The following is a 16,831-nucleotide window of genomic DNA, read 5'->3' as shown; positions in this document are numbered from 1 at the left end:
CAAAGCGCCGTGCCCACGTGTTTCCTAATTGATGAAGATGGTGGGCACGCTTCGCTTTGCCCACCCTACGGCTGCGCCCGGGACACGAGGCCGATCACCCCGTCGCAGCTTCCGCCATGAACTTCCGCCAGCCGCCATACGCAGTGATGTCTCGCGCTTCGCCCAGCACCTCCGGCTCGACGAGGAAGCCCTTCACGCTGCGGCCGTCCGCCAAGCGAACGGTGCCGATCGCCATCGGTGCCGGAATCGCGTTGACGAATCTGCCGAAGGCCGACGGCGACAGCGACCAGATCTCGAGCTCGATCGCGGTGCCCTTGCCGGCTGCGACGCGGAGCATGCCCGGCTTGGCCGGCGTGGTCGGCAGCGCATAGAGCTTGTAATCCGGCGCGGTTTTGGTGACCTCGATCAGGCGCCCATCGAGCGCCGTCAGTTCACCGTTCAGCGCCATGCCGGACAGGTGCGCGCCGACGACCGCGATGGGGATCTCGTCGCTGCTGCCGGTAGCGAGCGCTGCTAGCGGCGGCTGCGCCGTCCCCCTCGCGCCGACGGTCAGCTGGGTATCCGCATGGAAGGCGCGGCCGATGCTGGCGAGCAGCGCATCGCGTCCTGCGGGCGCGAGCAGCGTGATGCCGAACGGAATGCCGTCGCTGCGCATCGATGCGGGTACGGCGAGGCCGCAGAGGTCGAGCAGGTTGACGAAATTGGTGTAGGTGCCGAGACGGCTGTTGAGCTCGATCGGGTTGGCGAGCACCTGTGCGGTCGTGTAGGCCGTCGGTGCCGTCGGCAGCACCAGCGCGTCGATATTGGTAAACGTACGCTCGGCGATCTTGCGAAGCCCTTGCAGACGATAGAGCGCCGAGAAGGTCTCTGCCGCGGTCAGCCGCGCGCCGGCGACGGTGATCTCGCGCGTCACGGGATGGATCGTGTCGGGCGCGGAGGCGAGCAGGTCCTTGATCACGAGATAGCGCTCGGCGACCCAGGGCCCCTCATACAGCAGCCGCGCCGTCTCGTAGAACGGCTCGAGGTCGAACTCGACCAATGTGGCGCCAAGCGCAGTCCATCGCTTCAGTGCATCGCCGTAAGCGGCTTCCGCGTTCTTGTCGCCGAAGAAGATCAGTTGCCCCTTGCGCGGCACGCCCAGGCGCAAGTTTGGCGGCATCGGCGTGATCGCGCCAAGCGGCCGGTCGCGCGAGAACGGATCGGCCTTGTCCGGCCCCGCCATCACCGACAGCGCGAGGGCGGCGTCGTCGACCGTCAAGGCGAACACCGAGATGCAGTCGAGCGTGCGGCAGGCCGGCACCAGACCCGCGGTCGAGATCATGCCGAGGCTCGGCTTGAGCCCGACGATGTTGTTGAGCATCGCCGGCACGCGGCCGGAGCCGGCGGTGTCGGTGCCGAGCGACAGCGGCACCAGCCCGGCGCCGACGGCGACCGCCGAGCCCGAGCTCGAGCCGCCGGGAATGAGATCCTCGCGGATCGAGTTTTTGGGAATGCCGTAGGGCGAACGGACGCCGACGAGACCGGTTGCGAACTGGTCGAGATTGGTCTTGCCGATGATGATGGCGCCGGCGGCGCGCAGGCGCTCCACGGCGGTCGAATCGTGCGCCGGCGTGTACGAGAAGGCCGGGCAAGCGGCCGTGGTCGGAAAGCCCAGCGCGTCGATATTGTCCTTCACCGCGACCGGCACGCCATAGAGCGGCAGGCCGGTGGCGTCTTTCGTGGCGAGACGTTCGGCCTCCGCGATCGCGTCCTTCTCGTCGCGCAGGCTGATGAAAACGGCGGGGTCACTGTGGTCGCGGATGCGCTGATAGGCCCGCGCGACCGTCTGCGCCGGCGTCAGCGTGCCCGCGCGGTGCGCGGCCACAATCGCGGCGATCGTTTCAGGCTGCTCAGCCCCCATGGCGACAAAACTCCGGCAACATGTCCTCACCCGGAGTGAAGCAAGCGATGTGCCATTGTGTACATTATCCGGGCAGGACGATTTCTTCGGATATTATCGTAAAATCAGCGGGTTGGCGGATATTTCGGCAGGCGCGTGAACGGACGCGTCGGCGACCCGTGACGTGCATCTGCCTAAATCATGGGCGGGTCGAGATCAGGTGAAGCCGGCTAGGATCCGGAGCAGGTGCGCCCTGTTCTCCTTGCCGATCTTCGCCTCGACGTGCCGCTCGTGCTCGGCCGCGAGCCGCTTGAACTTCGCCAGCGCGGTCTCGCCCTGCGCCGTGAGGTGCAAGGCATGGGAGCGCCGGTCCTCCTTCGACTTGATCCGCTTCACCAGCTTGCGCTGTTCGAGGCTGTCGAGCAGATGCACCAGCCGGGCGCGCTCGATGCCGAGGCGCTTGGCCACCGCCATCTGCGACAGGCCCGGATTGGCGCCGATCACCGTCAGCACCGAATATTGCGTCGGCCGGATGTCGGCGTCGGCGAGCGTCTTGATGAAGTCCTGGAAGATCCAGATCTGGAAGCGCCGCACCGCATAGCCGGCGTGGCCGGCCAGCGCGTCGAGGCCGACATCGTCGGCGACGTCGCGAGGTGCGGCGCCGTTGCCGGCGCGCTTGCGTGGGGAGGGGCGGCTGTCGGCCCGGGCTGCGCTGGCTGTCACGTCGGTCTCTCCTGTCGCGCAACCCTAGCGCCTCGCGGCCTCGAGAGAAAGATTGTTGTTGACGACAACAATTGCCATGCCCAACATTATCACCAAAGCGGCCCGGACGAGGCTGCGGCCGATCCCATATCCGGGCGGAGGAGGAAACACATGACAGTCGCCCCAGATGGTGACGTTGCAGGCCTGTTCGCAGCACCAAGGACGATCGCAGAGCAACGCGCCGACGGCAGCATCGTGCTGCGATCGCCGGATCCGTTGCGCAATAGCGCCCGTTGCGTCGGCGACTGGCTGGAGCAATGGGCGCGGCGAACGCCCGATGCGATCTTCCTGGCCGAACGCGGCAATGTCGAAGCGCCCTGGATCACCGTCACCTATGCCGAGGCGTTGCGGAAGGTGCGCGCCGCCGCGTCCTGGATCCTGGGGCAGGGCCTTTGCGCAGAGCGCCCGCTCGCGATACTCTCCGACAACAGCATCGATCACGCGCTGCTCGCGCTCGCCGCCCAGCATGTGGGCGTGCCATCGGCCGCGATCTCGCCCGCCTATTCGCTGATGTCGAGAGACTTCGACAAGCTCAAGAGCATGATTGCGCTGCTCGAGCCGGGCGCGATCTACGTCTCCGCGACCAAGCCATTCGCGGCAGCGCTCGCAGCTATCGCGCCGCTGCACCAGGCTCAGATCATCAGCGGCGATGCCGATGACGATGGCGCACTCGCCTTCCGCACCGTTGCGGCAACGCCCGAGACGCCCGACGTCGCAAGGGCCTTTGCCGCGCTCACGCCGGACACGGTCGCGAAACTCCTGTTCACGTCAGGCTCGACCGGCACGCCCAAGGCGGTCATCAACACCCAGCGCATGCTGACCTCCAGTCAGCAAGCCAAGGCTCAGACCTGGACTTTTCTCGGCGAGGGCCCCGGCAATCTCGTCATCCTCGACTGGCTGCCCTGGAGTCACACCTTCGGCGCCAACCACAATTTCAACCTCGTCCTGCGCAATGGCGGCTCGCTCTATATCGACGGCGGCAAGCCTGCCCCCGGCCTGTTCGCGACGTCGCTCGCCAATCTGAAGAGCGTGATGCCGACGGTCTATTTCAACGTGCCGCGCGGCTTCGACATGCTGATCGCGGCGCTGCGCAGCGACGAAGAACTGCGCCGCCGCTTCTTCGGCGAGGTGAGATTCGCCTTCTATGCCGGCGCCGCGCTGCCGCAGAATCTCTGGGATGCCCTGAAGCAGCTCTCCATCGTGACCGTCGGCCGTCCGCTGCCGATGGTTTCGGCCTGGGGCTCGACCGAAACCTCGCCGCTCGCCACCGATTGTCATTTCCTCGCCGAACGCTCCGGCAACATCGGCGTGCCCATTCCCGGCACCGAATTGAAGCTGGTCGGCTCCGGCGACAAGCTGGAGGTCCGCGTGCGCGGCCCCAACGTCACGCCGGGCTACTGGAAGGCGCCGGAGCTGACCAGGCAGGCGTTCGACGAGGAGGGTTTTTATCTGATCGGAGATGCAGTGAAGCTTGCCGATGCGAGCAGGCCCGAGCGCGGCCTGTTCTTCGACGGCCGCGTTGCCGAAGACTTCAAGCTCAATTCCGGCACCTGGGTCAGTGTCGGCACGCTGCGCGTCGCCGGCATCGCCGCGCTGGCGCCGCTCGCGCAGGACATCGTCGTCACCGGCCATGGCGGCGACGAGGTGCGCTTCCTGGTGTTTCCGAACATCGCAGCCTGCCGTGCCCATGCCGGGCTCCCCGAGACGGCCGCTGTGAACGACGTGCTGGCGCATGACAAGGTCAGAACCGCGATCGCGCAGGGCCTGGCGAGGCTGAAACAGCAGAGCGGCAACTCCTCCGGCCACGCCACGCGCGCGCTGCTGCTCGCCGACCCGCCGTCCGTCGACGGTGGCGAGATCACCGACAAGGGCTATATCAATCAGCGCGCCGTGCTGACGCGCCGGGCCGATGCGGTGGCGCGGCTGAACGATGATGCGTCGGCGGAGTGGGTTGGTCCGTAAGGAGTAGAGGTTCTCTCCACTCGGAAGCTCTCGTGCCCCGGACGCAGCGCAGCGCCCCGGCGATGCGAAGCATCGTCCGGTGTGATGCGCTGCAGAGCCGGGGCCCCATCTATCCGAGTGCAGCGCGGCCGCATGGGTCCCGGCTCTGCGCAGCAGCGTTTCACGCTGCAGCGCGTCCGGGACACGGGGATCCAGGCCCGTAAACTAGCCCAGCCACCCTGCCGCAACATATTTCCGATTCTTTTGTTGCCTAAGCAACTAATTTATGCGAACCGTTCCAGGCACGGATGACGGCGAGCAAACCGCCGCGTCTTTTCTGGAGGAAACAATGCGCGGCAGAAGTGGTGCCGCCGGCAAATGCCGGCGCATGCCCGGAGCTGACAGGAGATTGCGCCCCGCGCGCGACCCGTCAGACCTCGGTGCTGCCTGTCACCGCGCCGAGATTTTCGTGCAGCCGGCGCAGCAGTTCGATCAGCGCCTCGCGCTCGTCCTTGCTGAGGCAGGACAGCAGCCGCCGCTCACGTTCGAACGCAGCGACGATCACCTTGTCGTGGGTGGCGCGCCCCTTCGCCGTCAGCGAGATCGAATGCGTGCGGCCGTCGTTCGGATCGGTGCGGATCGACACCAGCCCGCGTTTCTCCAGTCCTGCCAATGTCCGGCTCACCGGCCCCTTGTCGAAGCCGATGACGTGGCAGATTCGCGACGCCGGAATGCCGGGTTCGATCGCAAGCAGCGACATGATTCGCCATTCCGTGACGTTGACGCCGAACTGCTTCTGATAGAACGCGGTCGCGCTGTTCGAGAGCTTGTTGGCGATGAAGGTGATGAACGCCGGGACGTAACGGTCGAGGTCGAGCGTCGGTCCCACATCCGTGGGCGCGGGCTTCTGGCGGACTCTGGTCGAAGACGGCGGCATATCGGGTTTCTGACTCGCGGCGGGCCCGCTGACCTAAGGGCATGCGCTCCCCTTTCACAAGATCAAAATGAGGGAGGTCTTCCATGACCGCATCCGGCCCCGCTGAATCAGGCATTCCGCATCTCGACGTCGATCCCTTCGACATGAAGTTTTTTGCCGATCCCTACCCCACGCATGAGGTGCTGCGGGAAGCGGGCCCCGTGGTCTATCTCGACAGATGGAACGTGTATGCCGTCGCGCGCTACGCCGAGGTCCATGCCGTTCTCAACGATCCCGCGACCTTCTGCTCGAGCCGCGGCGTCGGGTTGTCCGACTTCAAGAAGGAGACGCCGTGGCGGCCGCCGAGCCTGATCCTCGAGGCCGATCCGCCGGCGCATACCCGCACCCGCGCGGTGCTGTCAAAGGTGCTGTCGCCCACCGTGATGAAGCAGGTCCGCGATCGCTTTGCCGCAGCGGCCGAGGCGCGGGTCGATGCGCTGCTGGAGAAGCGCAGCTTCGATGCGATCACGGATCTTGCGGAAGCCTATCCGCTCTCGATCTTTCCGGATGCGCTCGGCCTGAAGCCGGAGGGGCGGGAGCATCTGATTCCCTATGCCAGCGTGGTGTTCAACGCCTTCGGTCCACCCAACCAGTTGCGCCAGGAGGCGATCGAACGCTCGGCACCGCACCAGGCCTATGTCGCCGAGCAGTGCCAGCGCGAGAACCTGGCGCCGGGCGGCTTTGGGGCCTGCATTCATGCGCAGGTCGACGAAGGCGCCATCACGGCGACCGAAGCGCCGCTCTTGGTGCGCTCACTGCTGTCGGCCGGTCTCGACACCACCGTCAACGGCATCGGGGCCGCGGTCTATTGCCTCGCCCGTTTCCCGGATCAATGGCAGCGCCTGCGCCAGGATCTCACGCTCGCCCGCGGCGCCTTCGAGGAGGCCGTGCGCTTCGAGAGCCCGGTGCAGACCTTCTTCCGCACCACCACGCGCGATGTCGAGCTCTCCGGCGCGCGGATCGGCGAGGGCGAGAAGGTGCTGATGTTCCTCGCCGCAGCCAATCGCGATCCCCGCCGCTGGGACGAGCCCGAGAGCTACGACATCACCCGCCGCACCTCCGGCCATGTCGGATTTGGCTCCGGCATCCACATGTGTGTCGGCCAGCTCGTCGCCCGCCTCGAAGGCGAGGTGATGTTGACGGCGCTGGCCCGGCGGATCGCCAAGATCGAGATCACGGGCGAGCCGAAGCGCCGCTTCAACAACACGCTGCGCGGGCTCGACAGCCTGCCTGTCACCATCACCCCGGCCTGACGAGGAGCTCATGCCCGCCATCACCTTCATTCATCCCGACGGCAAGTCCGACCGCGTCGAGACCGGCGACGGCGAGAGTGCCATGCAGGCCGCGACCCGCCACGGTCTCGACGGCATCCTGGCCGAATGCGGCGGCAACGCCATGTGCGCCACTTGCCATGTGTATGTCGACGACGGCTCGCTCGCACTCCTGCCCGCGATGGCGGATGACGAAGACGCGCTGCTCGACGGCACCGCGAGCGAGCGGCGGCCGAACAGCCGGCTGTCCTGCCAGATCAAGATCACGCCCGCACTCGATGGGCTGGTGCTGAGGCTGCCCGAACGGCAGGTCTGACTTTTCAAACGCGCCGGCAGAGACCGGCGCGGCAATCGACCAAACAGGGGAGGGAAATGATGAAACGTCTGAAATGGACGCTCGCGCTGGCCGCGAGCCTGGTAACCGGCGCGGCGAATGCCGAGATATCGGACAATGTCGTGCGCATCGGCGTGCTCAACGACATCTCCGGCATCTTCCAGGACACCAACGGCATGGGATCGGTCGAGGCCGCGCGCATGGCAGCGGAGGATTTCAACGGCGGCGGCAAGGGCATCAAGGTCGAGATCGTCTATGCCGATCACCAGAACAAGGCCGATGTCGGCAATGCCATCGCCCGCAAATGGCTCGACGTCGAAGGCGTCGATGCCATCGTCGACGTGCCGAACTCGGCCGTCGGCCTCTCCATTAATGCCCTGCTGCGCGACAGCCGCATGACGTTCCTGGCGTCCTCGACCGCAAGCTCGGATCTCACCGGCAAGGCCTGCTCGCCCAACACCATCCAATGGGTCAATGACGCCTGGGCGACCGGCAACACCACGGCGGCCGCGATGATGTCGCGCGGCGGCAAGGACTGGTATTTCCTCACGGTGGACTATGCGCTCGGCAAGGGCATCGAGGCGGAGGCGCAGAAGTACATCGAAGGACACGGCGGCAAGGTGCTCGGCTCCTCGAAGCATCCGCTCGGCACTTCCGACTTCGCGTCCTTCCTGTTGCAGGCACAGAGCTCCAAGGCGCAGGTGATCGGGCTCGCCAATGCCGGCGGCGACACCATCAACGCGGTGAAGCAGGCCGCCGAGTTCGGCATCCAGCAGAGCGGCCAGAAGCTCGTCGCCTTCCTGCTCTTCATCAACGACATCCACGGCATGGGCATCAAGGTCGCGCAAGGGCTCCAGCTCATGGAAGCCTTCTATTGGGACATGAACGAGGACACCCGCGCCTTCGCCAAGCGCTTCGCCGCCCGGCCCGGAATGAATGGCAAGATGCCGAGCGGCAATCAGGCCGGTGTTTACGCCTCCACGCTCGCCTATCTCAATGCGGTCGCAGCCACCGGCAGCGACAATGCCAGGAACGTCGTGCCCGAGATGAAGAAGTTCAGGGGCAAGGACAAGCTGTTCGGCGACACCACGATCCGCCAGGACGGCCGCGTCGTGCATCCGATGTACCTGTTCGAGGTGAAGAAGCCGGAGGAGTCGAAATATCCATATGATTACTACAGGCTGGTCTCGACGATTCCGGCGGAGCAGGCGTTCCGTCCGCTGACGGAAGGCGGGTGTGAGCTGGTGAAGTAGCTATAGCCAGGCGCGCAACTGCACGCTCTCTCCTTGTGGGTGGCTTCGCAAAGCGAAGCCGGGTGAGGGGTTCTCTCCTCATGGGCAATCGTGCGAGTGGAGAGAGAGCCCCTCATCCGGCGCTTCGCGCCACCTTCTCCCACAAGGGGAGAAGGAAAAAACTACACCACCTTGCTTGATCCCTGCGTGATCAACCGCGCGGCGCGCTGGTCGCGGGCGTAGATCCAGAGCCAGCTGAGCGCAACGCTGAGGCGGTGGCGCAGGCCGATCAGGAAGTAGATGTGGGCGATGCCCCAGATCCACCATGCGATGGCGCCGCGCAGCTTGATGCGGCCGAAATCGATCACCGCCAGCCGCTTGCCGATCTGGGCGAGGCTGCCGGCATGCTTGTAGCGGAACGGGCCGGTCGCAGCGCCGCGCAGGCGTGCCTTGATGGTCTCGGCGACGTGGCGGCCCTGCTGCTTTGCGGCCGGTGCGATGCCGGGCACCGGCGTGCCGTTCCACGCGTTGATGCTGACGGTGTCGCCGATCGCAAAGATCTCGGGATGGCCGGGAATGGTGAGGTCGGCTTCGACCTGCACGCGCCCGGCACGGTCGCTGGGGGCGCCCAGCCATTCGGCCGCGGGCGAAGCGCGCACGCCGGCGGCCCAGATTCGGGTCTTCGCCTCGAGCAGCTTGCCGCCGAACACGACGCCCTCGCGATTGATCTCGGTGACGGCCTGGCCGAGCACGACCTCGACGCCGATCTTTTCCAGCGAGGCCTGGGCATAGGCCGAAAGGTCGTCCGGAAATCCTGCGAGCACGCGCGGGCCCGCCTCGATCAGCACGACGCGCGCCTTGTGCGTGTCGATGTTGCGGAAATCCCCCGGCAGGGTGTGATGCGCCATCTCGGCGATGGTGCCGGCGAGTTCGACGCCGGTCGGACCGGCTCCGACGATGACGAAGGTCATCCGTGCCGCGCGCCTCTCCGGATCGGTCTCGCGCTCGGCGCGCTCGAACGCCACCAGGATATGCCGGCGCAGCGTGGTCGCATCCTCCAGCGTTTTCAGGCCGGGCGCGAACTGCTCCCATTCGTCATGGCCGAAATAAGCGTGCCGCGCGCCGGTGGCGAGCACCAGCGTGTCGTAGGGCACCTCACTGCCGTCGTCGATCAGCACGCAGCGACGCGCCGTGTCGACGCCGCTCACGGTGGCAAACAGCGTCGTCACATCGCGGCGATCGCGCATGAGATGGCGGATCGGCCAGGCGATCTCGCTGGTCGCAAGCGAGGCGGTCGCGACCTGGTAGAGCAGCGGCTGGAACAGATGATGATTGCGGCGGTCGATCAGCGTGATCTCGACGCCCGCGCCCGCAAGCCGGTAGGTCGCTTCCAGCCCGCCGAAGCCGGCGCCGACGATGACGACGCGATGGGAATTTGCGGCCATGATGCACCCTCGAATCTCGCTGCTGCTCACCTTCATTTAAGTGCGGTTTGGGCGCCGCGGTCCAATAGCCGTCATCAATCGCCGCATAGGCCTGATGTATCGATCTGGCGCGAAAAAGCGCCGCAGCCCCGGACCGGCCCTGGGCTGGCCTCGGCCGAAGTGAGTAGAATTATATTTCTTGCCATCGCTGATTGAGGCGAAATATGGTGCAGGGCGGGCGCTGAGCCATTGGCGGCTCGACAGATTTTGCGTTCAATAGAAACAGGCCCGGAGCGGCGATCATCCGTTTCCGGGACCGATAATATAATAAGGAGGGGAGTGGTTATGAGGACGGCATTTTGGCTGGCAGGCGCAGCGGCGCTGGTGCTGGCAAATCAGGCATTCGCCGGCGACACCATCAAGATCGGTTTCGTCTCGACCTTCAGCGGCCCGACCGCCGTGATCGGCAACGACATGCGCAATTCCTTCGAGCTCGCGCTCGATCATCTCGGACGCAAGATGGACGGCAAGCCGGTCGAGGTGATCTACGAGGACGACGGGCAGAAGCCCGACGTCGGCAAGCAGAAGACCGAGAAACTGGTGCAGTCCGACAAGGTCGACTTCATCGTCGGCTATATCTGGTCGAACGTGCTGCTCGCTTCGCTCAAGACCGCGGTCGATTCGAAGACCTTCCTGATCTCGGCCAATGCCGGACCGTCGCAGCTCGCGGGCGAGCTGTGCTCGCCTTACGTGTTTTCGACCTCCTGGCAGAACGACCAGACCCCGCAGGCGGTCGGCACCTACATGAACCAGAAGGGTGTCAAGTCGGTGTTCCTGATCGGCCCGAACTACGCCGCCGGCAAGGACATGCTGGCCGGCGTCAAGAGCACCTTCAAGGGCCAGGTCGTGGGTGAGGAATACACGGTGTGGCCGAGCCAGCTCGACTTCTCCGCCGAGCTCTCCAAGGCGCGCGCCTCCGGCGCCGAGTCGATCTTCGTGTTCTACCCCGGCGCCGCCGGCGTGCAGTTCCTCAATCAATATGCGCAGGCCGGACTGAAGAGCACGATGCCGCTCTACACCGCCTTCACCATCGACGAGCTGTCGCTGCCGCTCCAGAAGGAGAACGCGCTCGGGGTGCCCGGCGCGCAGCAATGGGTCAACGACCTCCCCAACGAGCAGAACAAGCGCTTCGTCGCCGACTATCGCAAGAAGTATCCCGGCCTGCGCCCGACCTTCTACGGTGCGCAGTCCTATGACGCCGCCCAGCTCATCAACAGCGCGGTGGTCGCGGTGAAGGGCGACACCAGCAAGAAGGACGCGATGAAGGCGGAGATGGAGAAGGCCAACTTCAAGTCGGTGCGCGGCGCGTTCAAGTTCGGCAACAACCACATCCCGGTGCAGAACTTCTATCTCCAGGACGTGGTCAAGGACGCCGACGGCCAGCTCGCGCTGAAGACCGTCGCCACCATTGTCGAGAACGACCAGGATCGCTTCCACGACAAGTGCAAGATGAAGTAACAATTGCAGCCACGCGCGACGTAGCCCCTTCTCCCCTTGTGGGAGAAGGTGGCGCGAAGCGCCGGATGAGGGGCTCTCTCCACTCGCGGGATCGTTCGTGAGGAGAGATACCCCTCACCCGTCTCGCCGCTGCGCGGCGAGCCACCCTCTCCCCGGTCTGAACACCCACAAGGGGAGAGGGAAAGACCGTCACACCCGCGGCATGCTCATCGGCCTCACCTCGCGGGCTTGCGCTGCGAGCCTGATGGCGGCGTTGGCCGCGCCAAAGCCCTGATAGCTCCTTCGCTCGACGATCTCGAAGAAGAACCGCTCGTCGAAGATGTGGGTGTAGACCTGGAAGAATTCGCCGTCGCCCTCGCGGTCGTAGAGGATGTGGTTGGCGCGCAGCTGCGCCATCAGTTCGGGTGCGAGGTCGTATTTGGCTTCGATATCGTCGTAGTAGTTCTCGGGGATATCCAGGAAGTCCGCACCGCGCTTGCGCATCGCGGCAACGGTCGCAAAGATATCCCGGCACGCGAACGCGACGTGCTGCACGCCCGAGCCGAAGAACTCCGAGATGAAGCGCGCCGGCAGCGTGCGGTTGGCGGAGGAGCCGTTGAGCACGAAGCGCAGGCTCTGGTCGGCGTTGACGATGGCCTGGCTCTGCACGAGGCCCCTGGGATCGGCGATCTCCATCTGCGGCAATCGCTTCAGGTCGAGGATGCCGGTGTAGAACAACAGCCAGGACAGCATCTCGTCATAGGGCATCGTCTGCGCGATGTGATCGACGGCGAGCAGCGCGTCCTTGTCTGCGTTGCCCGCGATCGCCTCGAAATCGGTGTCCCAGTTCTTGCCGGCCTGATCCAGGAAATAGAGCAGGCTGCCGCCGACGCCGTGGATCGCCGGGATTTCGAGCTCGCCCGGTCCGACCGGCTGGTAGAAGGTGCGCGCCTTCAGCATCTCGGCACGCTGCATGGCGAGACCGGCATTATCGACGTCGAGCGCGATGGCGCAGACGCCGGGGCCATGGGTGACGTAGTGGGAATGGGCAAAACCGTCGGTCTCGCTGTTGATGACGAGCTCGACCTTGCCCTGCGACCAGCGCTCGACCGCCTTGCTGCGGTGCTGGCCGGTCTTGCGGAAACCGAGCTGCGAAAACAGGCGGCCGAGTTCGCTCGCCTTGGTCTCGTTGACGGCGAATTCGACGAAGCCGGTGCCGCGGCTCCCGGCCTTCGGCGCCAGCGGCTCGCCGGCAAATTTCGGCCAGTCCGGTGCGAGCTGGTCCTCCAGCAGGATCAGCGAGCGCAGCCCGTCGATCGCGGTCTGCGCCGCCGAGCCGGCGCGGAACTGGTCGTTGAAGATCTCCAGCGACAGCGGCCCGGCATAGCCGGTCGCCGCAATCGCGGCCATGAACTCGGCGACCGGCAGGTCGCCCTGGCCGGGGAAGGAGCGGAAGTGCCGGCTCCAGGAGAGGATGTCGAGCTCGAGCTTTGGCGCGTCCGCAAGCTGCACCAGAAAGATCCTGTCGCCGGGGATCGAAGCGATCGCGCGGGTCGGAAAGCCCGGCGCCAGGGCGTGAAAACTGTCGAGGATGACGCCGATGGCGGGATGATCGGCGCGGCGCACGATCTCCCAGGCGTCGCGATAGTCGTTGACATGGCGGCCCCAGGCCAGCGCTTCGTAGCCGACGCGCAAGCCGCGCCTGGCGGCGCGCTCGCCAAGCTCGCGAAAATCGTCCGCGGCGCGGTCGATGCCGCCAAGCGAGGCGGGCGACACGTTGGAGCAGATCAGCAGCAGGTCGGTGCCGAGCTCCTGCATCAGATCGAACTTGCGCATCGCGCGTGCGAAATTGCGCGTACGCTGGGGCTCCGGCATGCCTTCGAAATCGCGGAACGGCTGGAATGCGCAGATCTCGACATTGAGATCGCGGCAGAGCTTTGCGATGTCGCGCGGGCCTGCGCCGAACGACAGCAGATCGTTCTCGAAAATCTCGACCGCGTCGAAGCCGGCAGCTGCGATGGCGCGGAGCTTTTCGTCGAGGGCCCCGGAGAGGGAGACCGTCGCGATCGAGCGCTTGTTCATGCCGCGCTCTCCTCCATCGCCCCGCCGAGGAAGAGCTGGCCGATGCGCGGGTCATTCAGGATGCGCTTTGCGTCATCGACCATGCGGGTCTGGCCGAGCTCGAGCACGATGCCGATGTCCGAGATCTCGAGCGCCGAGCGGGCGTTCTGCTCGATCATCAGGATCGTGACGCCGCGGTCGCGCAGGCTCCTGAGGATATCGAAGGTCTGCTGCACCATCAGCGGCGACAGGCCGATCGAGGGCTCGTCGATCAGCACGAGTTTCGGCTCGAGCAGCAGCGAGCGGGCAATCTCGAGCTGCTTCTGCTCGCCGCCCGACAGCGTCGAGGCCTGCTGCGTAGACTTGCGACGTAGCGCGGGGAAGAGGTCGAGCGCCGCCTCGATCCGCCTTTGCAGGTCGAGGCTCTTGTCGGCGGCGACGCCGCCGAGCTCGATATTGTGGCGCACCGACAGCTCGGGAAAGATGTTGCGTCCCTGCGGCACGTAGCAGATGCCGGCATTGAGCAGCGCGCGCTGGCTCCAATTCATGACATCGCGACCCGCGAAGCTGATCTTGCCCTCGCGCAGCCTGAGCAGGCCGAAGATCGCCTTGAACACGGTGGACTTGCCGGCGCCGTTCGGGCCGATGATGGTGGTGATGGTCGCCTGCGGCACGGCGAAGGTGGTGCCGTTCAGGATCGTCATCTTGCCGTAGCCGCCGACGAGATTGTGAACCGAGAGGATCGGATCGCCCATGGCCCGCTCTCCTAATGTCCGAGATAGGCGTCGATCACGGCGGGGTTCTTGCGCACCTCGTCCGGCCGGCCCATCGCCAGCACCTTGCCCTCCGCCATGACCATCACGCGCGAGCACAGCGACATCACGAACTCCATGTTGTGCTCGATCACGACGAAGGTGGCGTTCTTCTCGCGATTGATCGCGACCAGCCGGTCCTTGAGGTCCGCCAGCATCGACGGGTTGACGCCGCCGGCGGGCTCGTCGAGCAGCACCAGGCGTGGTCCGCCCATGAAGGCCATGGCGGCATCGAGCAGCTTCTGCTGGCCATAGGAGAGTCCACCGGCCGGCTCGTCGGCGAGATGATCGAGCTTGAAGAAGCCGATCATCTGGTTGGCGGCGTCGGTCAACCCGGCATCGGAGCGGCCGACCAGGCGCAAGGCCATGTTGCCCTGGTGCTCCTGCCCGGCGAGGATCAGGTTCTCGCGCACCGAGAGCTTTGGGAACACCTGCAGCAGCTGGAAGGTGCGGCTTACCCCGAGCCTGTTGAGCTCGGATGGACGCAGGCCGGTGACGACCCGCCCGTCAAGCTTCACTTCGCCGCCGCTCGGGGTGAGCTGGCCGAGGATGCAGTTGAACAGGGTCGACTTGCCGCAGCCGTTCGGGCCGATCAGGCCGAGGATCTCGCCCTCGCGCACGTCGAACGAGACGCCGCCGACGGCGCTGATGCCGCCGAAGTTCTTCTTGATGTCGGTGACTTCGAGGACCGCACTCATTGCGCCGTCTCCAGGCGGGATTTCGCGACGGCGCGCAGTGCGGAAGCCGCCTTGGTACGGCGTTCGGCGAGATAACGGTCGAGGATTCCCAGAATGCCCGTCGGCGACCAGATCAGCAGCAGCATCACGGCGACGGCGTAGAGCATCAGATAATAGCCTTCGGTGAAGCGCAGCCATTCCGGCAGCAGCACTGCGATCATGGCGCCCAGGAAGGGACCGAAATAGAACCCGGCGCCGCCGACGATCACCATCATCAGCAGGTCGAGCGAGAGCGACAGGTTGAACGGAACAGGGTCGATATACTGCGTCAGCGGCGCATAGAGCGCGCCGGCGACGCCGCCGAGTGCCGAGCCGATCGCGAACGCCATCAGCGTGTAGCGCCGCGTGTCGATGCCGAGCGATTGCGCGCGCAGCGGATTCTCGCGCAGTGCCATGAAGGCGCGGCCCCACGGCGAGCGGATCAGCCACCACATCGCGAGCGACACGATCGCAAGCGAGGCGAGACACACATAATAGAACGGCAGCGGCTTGTTGGTCGCCAGCCCGAAGACGTGCGGACGCGGGATGTTGGAGATGCCGTAGATGCCGCCGGTGAGCCAGCTCTCGTTGCGGAATACCAGGAAGGCCAAGGTCGAGAAGGCGAGCGTGACGAAGGCGAGGTAGTGGTGCTGCACGCGCAGCGCGGGATAGCCGAGCACCCAGCCGACCGCGAAGCTCAGGACGATCGCGACCATGATCGCCGCCGGCAAGGGCCAACCATGCGTCGTCATGATCGCCGCCGCATAGGCGCCGATGCCGACGAAGGCGCCCTGCGCCAGCGAGACCTGGCCGGCATAGCCGAGCGTGAGGTTGAGTCCCATCGCGGCGATGCTCATCACCGCCCATTGGCTGAGGATGAACAGGCCGTAGCGGTTGAAGTTGATGGGGACGATGATCAGGCCGGCGATGACGGCAAGGCCGAGCGCGATCTTCAGGGGTTTGGCGAATCCGCTCATACGGTGCGCTCCTCGGCACGGCCAAGCAAGCCCTGCGGCCGCAACAGGATGACGACAATCAGGAAGAGCATCGGCACGGCGGCGCGATACTGGGTCGAGACGTAGGCGGCCGCGAGATTGTCGAGCACGCCGATCAGGAGGCCGCCGGCGATCGCGCCGCGCACCTGGTTGAAGCCGCCGACGATCGCGGCGATGAAGGCGGCCTGGCCCAGGACCTCGCCGGAGGAGAATTTTGCGAGGTAAATCGGCGTGATCAAGAGCGAAGCCAGCGCGACCAGGAAGGCGTTGATCAGGAAGGTCAGCAGGATCATGCGCTCGACCGGGACGCCGATGATGCGCGCCACCGTCGGGTTCTGCGCCGCAGCCTGCATCTGGTGGCCGAGCGAGGTGCGGTTGAGCAGCGTCGTCAGTCCAAGAACGGCGAGGATGGCGACGACGAGCACGCCGATGCTCTGCAGCGAGACGGCGTGGCCGAGGATGGAGATGTCGCCGGTCGGCACGATCGAGGGGAAGGGCGAGGCTTCCGCGCTGTAGAACTGCTTGACGGCCTCCTTGATGCCGATCGCGAGCGCCATCGTCGCAATCGCCAGCGGCAGCACGCCATGGCGCATCATCGGGTCGACCAGAAGCAGCTTGAAGGCGAGGCCGAGCAGGATCATCGAGAGCAGGATCCCGAGGATGATGGCGAGCCAGAACGGCGCGCCCACATGCATCGCCGCCAGCATCAGGAACGCCGGCAGCATCACGAACTCGCCTTGGGCGAAATTGATGGTCTGCGAGGTCTGCCACAGCAGCGTGAAGCCGACCGCGACCAGCGCGTAGATCGCGCCGGTGGCAAGTCCCGCGACCAGTAAATCGAACAGGTTGGACATTTTCCCCTCTTTTCTCTCCCTCGCCCCGCTCTCTCCTCTCCCTCGCCCCGCACTTGCGGGGAGAGGGAGAGGAGAGA

Annotated in this window: 14 protein-coding genes; 5 read left to right on the top strand and 9 right to left on the bottom strand. The window is 65.7% G+C overall.

The annotated features are described in order from the left end of the window. Positions 1-94 precede the first annotated feature (94 nt). Entirely contained in the window at positions 95-1,900 is a 1,806-nt protein-coding gene (gene atzF, locus FJV43_RS14870) for an allophanate hydrolase (RefSeq protein ID WP_239628031.1), read from the bottom strand. 195 nt (positions 1,901-2,095) lie between these two features. Then, positions 2,096-2,602: a MarR family winged helix-turn-helix transcriptional regulator gene (locus tag FJV43_RS14865; protein WP_239628029.1), complete on the bottom strand. Its 507-nt coding sequence runs from the start codon at positions 2,600-2,602 to the stop codon at positions 2,096-2,098. Between the two features lie 150 nt (positions 2,603-2,752). Between FJV43_RS14865 and FJV43_RS14860 the strand changes: the two genes are divergently transcribed. Continuing rightward, entirely contained in the window at positions 2,753-4,603 is a 1,851-nt protein-coding gene (locus FJV43_RS14860; RefSeq protein ID WP_239628027.1) for a feruloyl-CoA synthase, read from the top strand. Positions 4,604-5,012: 409 nt separating this feature from the next. Here FJV43_RS14860 and FJV43_RS14855 read toward each other — a convergent pair whose 3' ends face one another. Next, a complete protein-coding gene (locus tag FJV43_RS14855) occupies positions 5,013-5,519 on the bottom strand; it encodes a MarR family winged helix-turn-helix transcriptional regulator (protein WP_239628025.1) in 507 nt (168 codons plus the stop codon). Between the two features lie 83 nt (positions 5,520-5,602). On the opposite strand from FJV43_RS14855, the gene FJV43_RS14850 reads away from it, so the two are divergent. The 3 genes from FJV43_RS14850 to FJV43_RS14840 are packed head-to-tail and all read left to right on the top strand — an operon-like array spanning position 5,603 to position 8,416. Further along, complete coding sequence (locus FJV43_RS14850) at positions 5,603-6,811, top strand: cytochrome P450 (RefSeq protein WP_239628018.1); 1,209 nt, start codon at positions 5,603-5,605, stop codon at positions 6,809-6,811. 10 nt (positions 6,812-6,821) lie between these two features. Continuing rightward, positions 6,822-7,145 carry a 2Fe-2S iron-sulfur cluster-binding protein gene (locus FJV43_RS14845; protein ID WP_061879696.1) on the top strand — a complete coding sequence of 108 codons (324 nt, stop codon included), beginning with the start codon at positions 6,822-6,824 and terminating at the stop codon, positions 7,143-7,145. 59 nt (positions 7,146-7,204) lie between these two features. Next, on the top strand, positions 7,205-8,416 hold the full coding sequence (locus FJV43_RS14840; protein WP_239629429.1) for an ABC transporter substrate-binding protein: 1,212 nt from the start codon (positions 7,205-7,207) through the stop codon (positions 8,414-8,416). A 161-nt stretch (positions 8,417-8,577) separates the two neighbouring features. Here the strand turns inward: FJV43_RS14840 and FJV43_RS14835 are convergent, their stop codons facing one another. Then, positions 8,578-9,840, bottom strand: a complete 1,263-nt coding sequence (locus FJV43_RS14835) for an NAD(P)/FAD-dependent oxidoreductase (RefSeq protein ID WP_239628016.1) — start codon at positions 9,838-9,840, stop codon at positions 8,578-8,580. Positions 9,841-10,164: 324 nt separating this feature from the next. Here FJV43_RS14835 and FJV43_RS14830 point away from each other — a divergent pair, with 324 nt between their 5' ends. Beyond that, on the top strand, positions 10,165-11,337 hold the full coding sequence (locus FJV43_RS14830) for an ABC transporter substrate-binding protein (RefSeq protein WP_239628014.1): 1,173 nt from the start codon (positions 10,165-10,167) through the stop codon (positions 11,335-11,337). 189 nt (positions 11,338-11,526) lie between these two features. On the opposite strand, the gene FJV43_RS14825 is transcribed toward FJV43_RS14830, so the two are convergent. Genes FJV43_RS14825 through FJV43_RS14805 form a run of 5 tightly spaced genes read right to left on the bottom strand, consistent with a single transcriptional unit; the run spans position 11,527 to position 16,754 of the window. Further along, positions 11,527-13,398, bottom strand: a complete 1,872-nt coding sequence (locus FJV43_RS14825; RefSeq protein ID WP_239628012.1) for a sugar phosphate isomerase/epimerase and 4-hydroxyphenylpyruvate domain-containing protein — start codon at positions 13,396-13,398, stop codon at positions 11,527-11,529. After that, on the bottom strand, positions 13,395-14,132 hold the full coding sequence (locus FJV43_RS14820; RefSeq protein ID WP_239628011.1) for an ABC transporter ATP-binding protein: 738 nt from the start codon (positions 14,130-14,132) through the stop codon (positions 13,395-13,397). The genes FJV43_RS14825 and FJV43_RS14820 overlap by 4 nt, the downstream gene beginning before the upstream one ends. An 11-nt stretch (positions 14,133-14,143) precedes the next feature. Further along, on the bottom strand, positions 14,144-14,887 hold the full coding sequence (locus tag FJV43_RS14815; RefSeq protein WP_239628009.1) for an ABC transporter ATP-binding protein: 744 nt from the start codon (positions 14,885-14,887) through the stop codon (positions 14,144-14,146). Continuing rightward, on the bottom strand, positions 14,884-15,882 hold the full coding sequence (locus FJV43_RS14810) for a branched-chain amino acid ABC transporter permease (RefSeq protein WP_239628002.1): 999 nt from the start codon (positions 15,880-15,882) through the stop codon (positions 14,884-14,886). Before FJV43_RS14810 ends, FJV43_RS14815 begins: the two co-directional genes overlap by 4 nt. Beyond that, positions 15,879-16,754: a branched-chain amino acid ABC transporter permease gene (locus tag FJV43_RS14805; RefSeq protein ID WP_239628000.1), complete on the bottom strand. Its 876-nt coding sequence runs from the start codon at positions 16,752-16,754 to the stop codon at positions 15,879-15,881. The genes FJV43_RS14810 and FJV43_RS14805 overlap by 4 nt, the downstream gene beginning before the upstream one ends. Positions 16,755-16,831: the final 77 nt, after the last annotated feature.

The organism is Bradyrhizobium sp. I71, from assembly GCF_022354745.1.
Taxonomy (GTDB): domain Bacteria; phylum Pseudomonadota; class Alphaproteobacteria; order Rhizobiales; family Xanthobacteraceae; genus Bradyrhizobium; species Bradyrhizobium liaoningense.
The sequence above is the reverse complement of the archived record's forward strand: the minus strand, read 5'-3'. Positions and strand labels throughout refer to the sequence as shown.

Bases quoted from the DNA above. Each gene is read 5' to 3' on its own strand.
- atzF (WP_239628031.1), bottom strand. From the start codon at position 1,900: ATGGGGGCTGAGCAGCCTGAAACGATCGCCGCGATTGTGGCCGCGCAC.
- FJV43_RS14860 (WP_239628027.1), top strand. From the start codon at position 2,753: ATGACAGTCGCCCCAGATGGTGACGTTGCAGGCCTGTTCGCAGCACCA.
- FJV43_RS14855 (WP_239628025.1), bottom strand. From the start codon at position 5,519: ATGCCGCCGTCTTCGACCAGAGTCCGCCAGAAGCCCGCGCCCACGGAT.
- FJV43_RS14850 (WP_239628018.1), top strand. From the start codon at position 5,603: ATGACCGCATCCGGCCCCGCTGAATCAGGCATTCCGCATCTCGACGTC.
- FJV43_RS14845 (WP_061879696.1), top strand. From the start codon at position 6,822: ATGCCCGCCATCACCTTCATTCATCCCGACGGCAAGTCCGACCGCGTC.
- FJV43_RS14840 (WP_239629429.1), top strand. From the start codon at position 7,205: ATGAAACGTCTGAAATGGACGCTCGCGCTGGCCGCGAGCCTGGTAACC.
- FJV43_RS14835 (WP_239628016.1), bottom strand. From the start codon at position 9,840: ATGGCCGCAAATTCCCATCGCGTCGTCATCGTCGGCGCCGGCTTCGGC.
- FJV43_RS14830 (WP_239628014.1), top strand. From the start codon at position 10,165: ATGAGGACGGCATTTTGGCTGGCAGGCGCAGCGGCGCTGGTGCTGGCA.
- FJV43_RS14825 (WP_239628012.1), bottom strand. From the start codon at position 13,398: ATGAACAAGCGCTCGATCGCGACGGTCTCCCTCTCCGGGGCCCTCGAC.
- FJV43_RS14820 (WP_239628011.1), bottom strand. From the start codon at position 14,132: ATGGGCGATCCGATCCTCTCGGTTCACAATCTCGTCGGCGGCTACGGC.
- FJV43_RS14815 (WP_239628009.1), bottom strand. From the start codon at position 14,887: ATGAGTGCGGTCCTCGAAGTCACCGACATCAAGAAGAACTTCGGCGGC.
- FJV43_RS14810 (WP_239628002.1), bottom strand. From the start codon at position 15,882: ATGAGCGGATTCGCCAAACCCCTGAAGATCGCGCTCGGCCTTGCCGTC.
- FJV43_RS14805 (WP_239628000.1), bottom strand. From the start codon at position 16,754: ATGTCCAACCTGTTCGATTTACTGGTCGCGGGACTTGCCACCGGCGCG.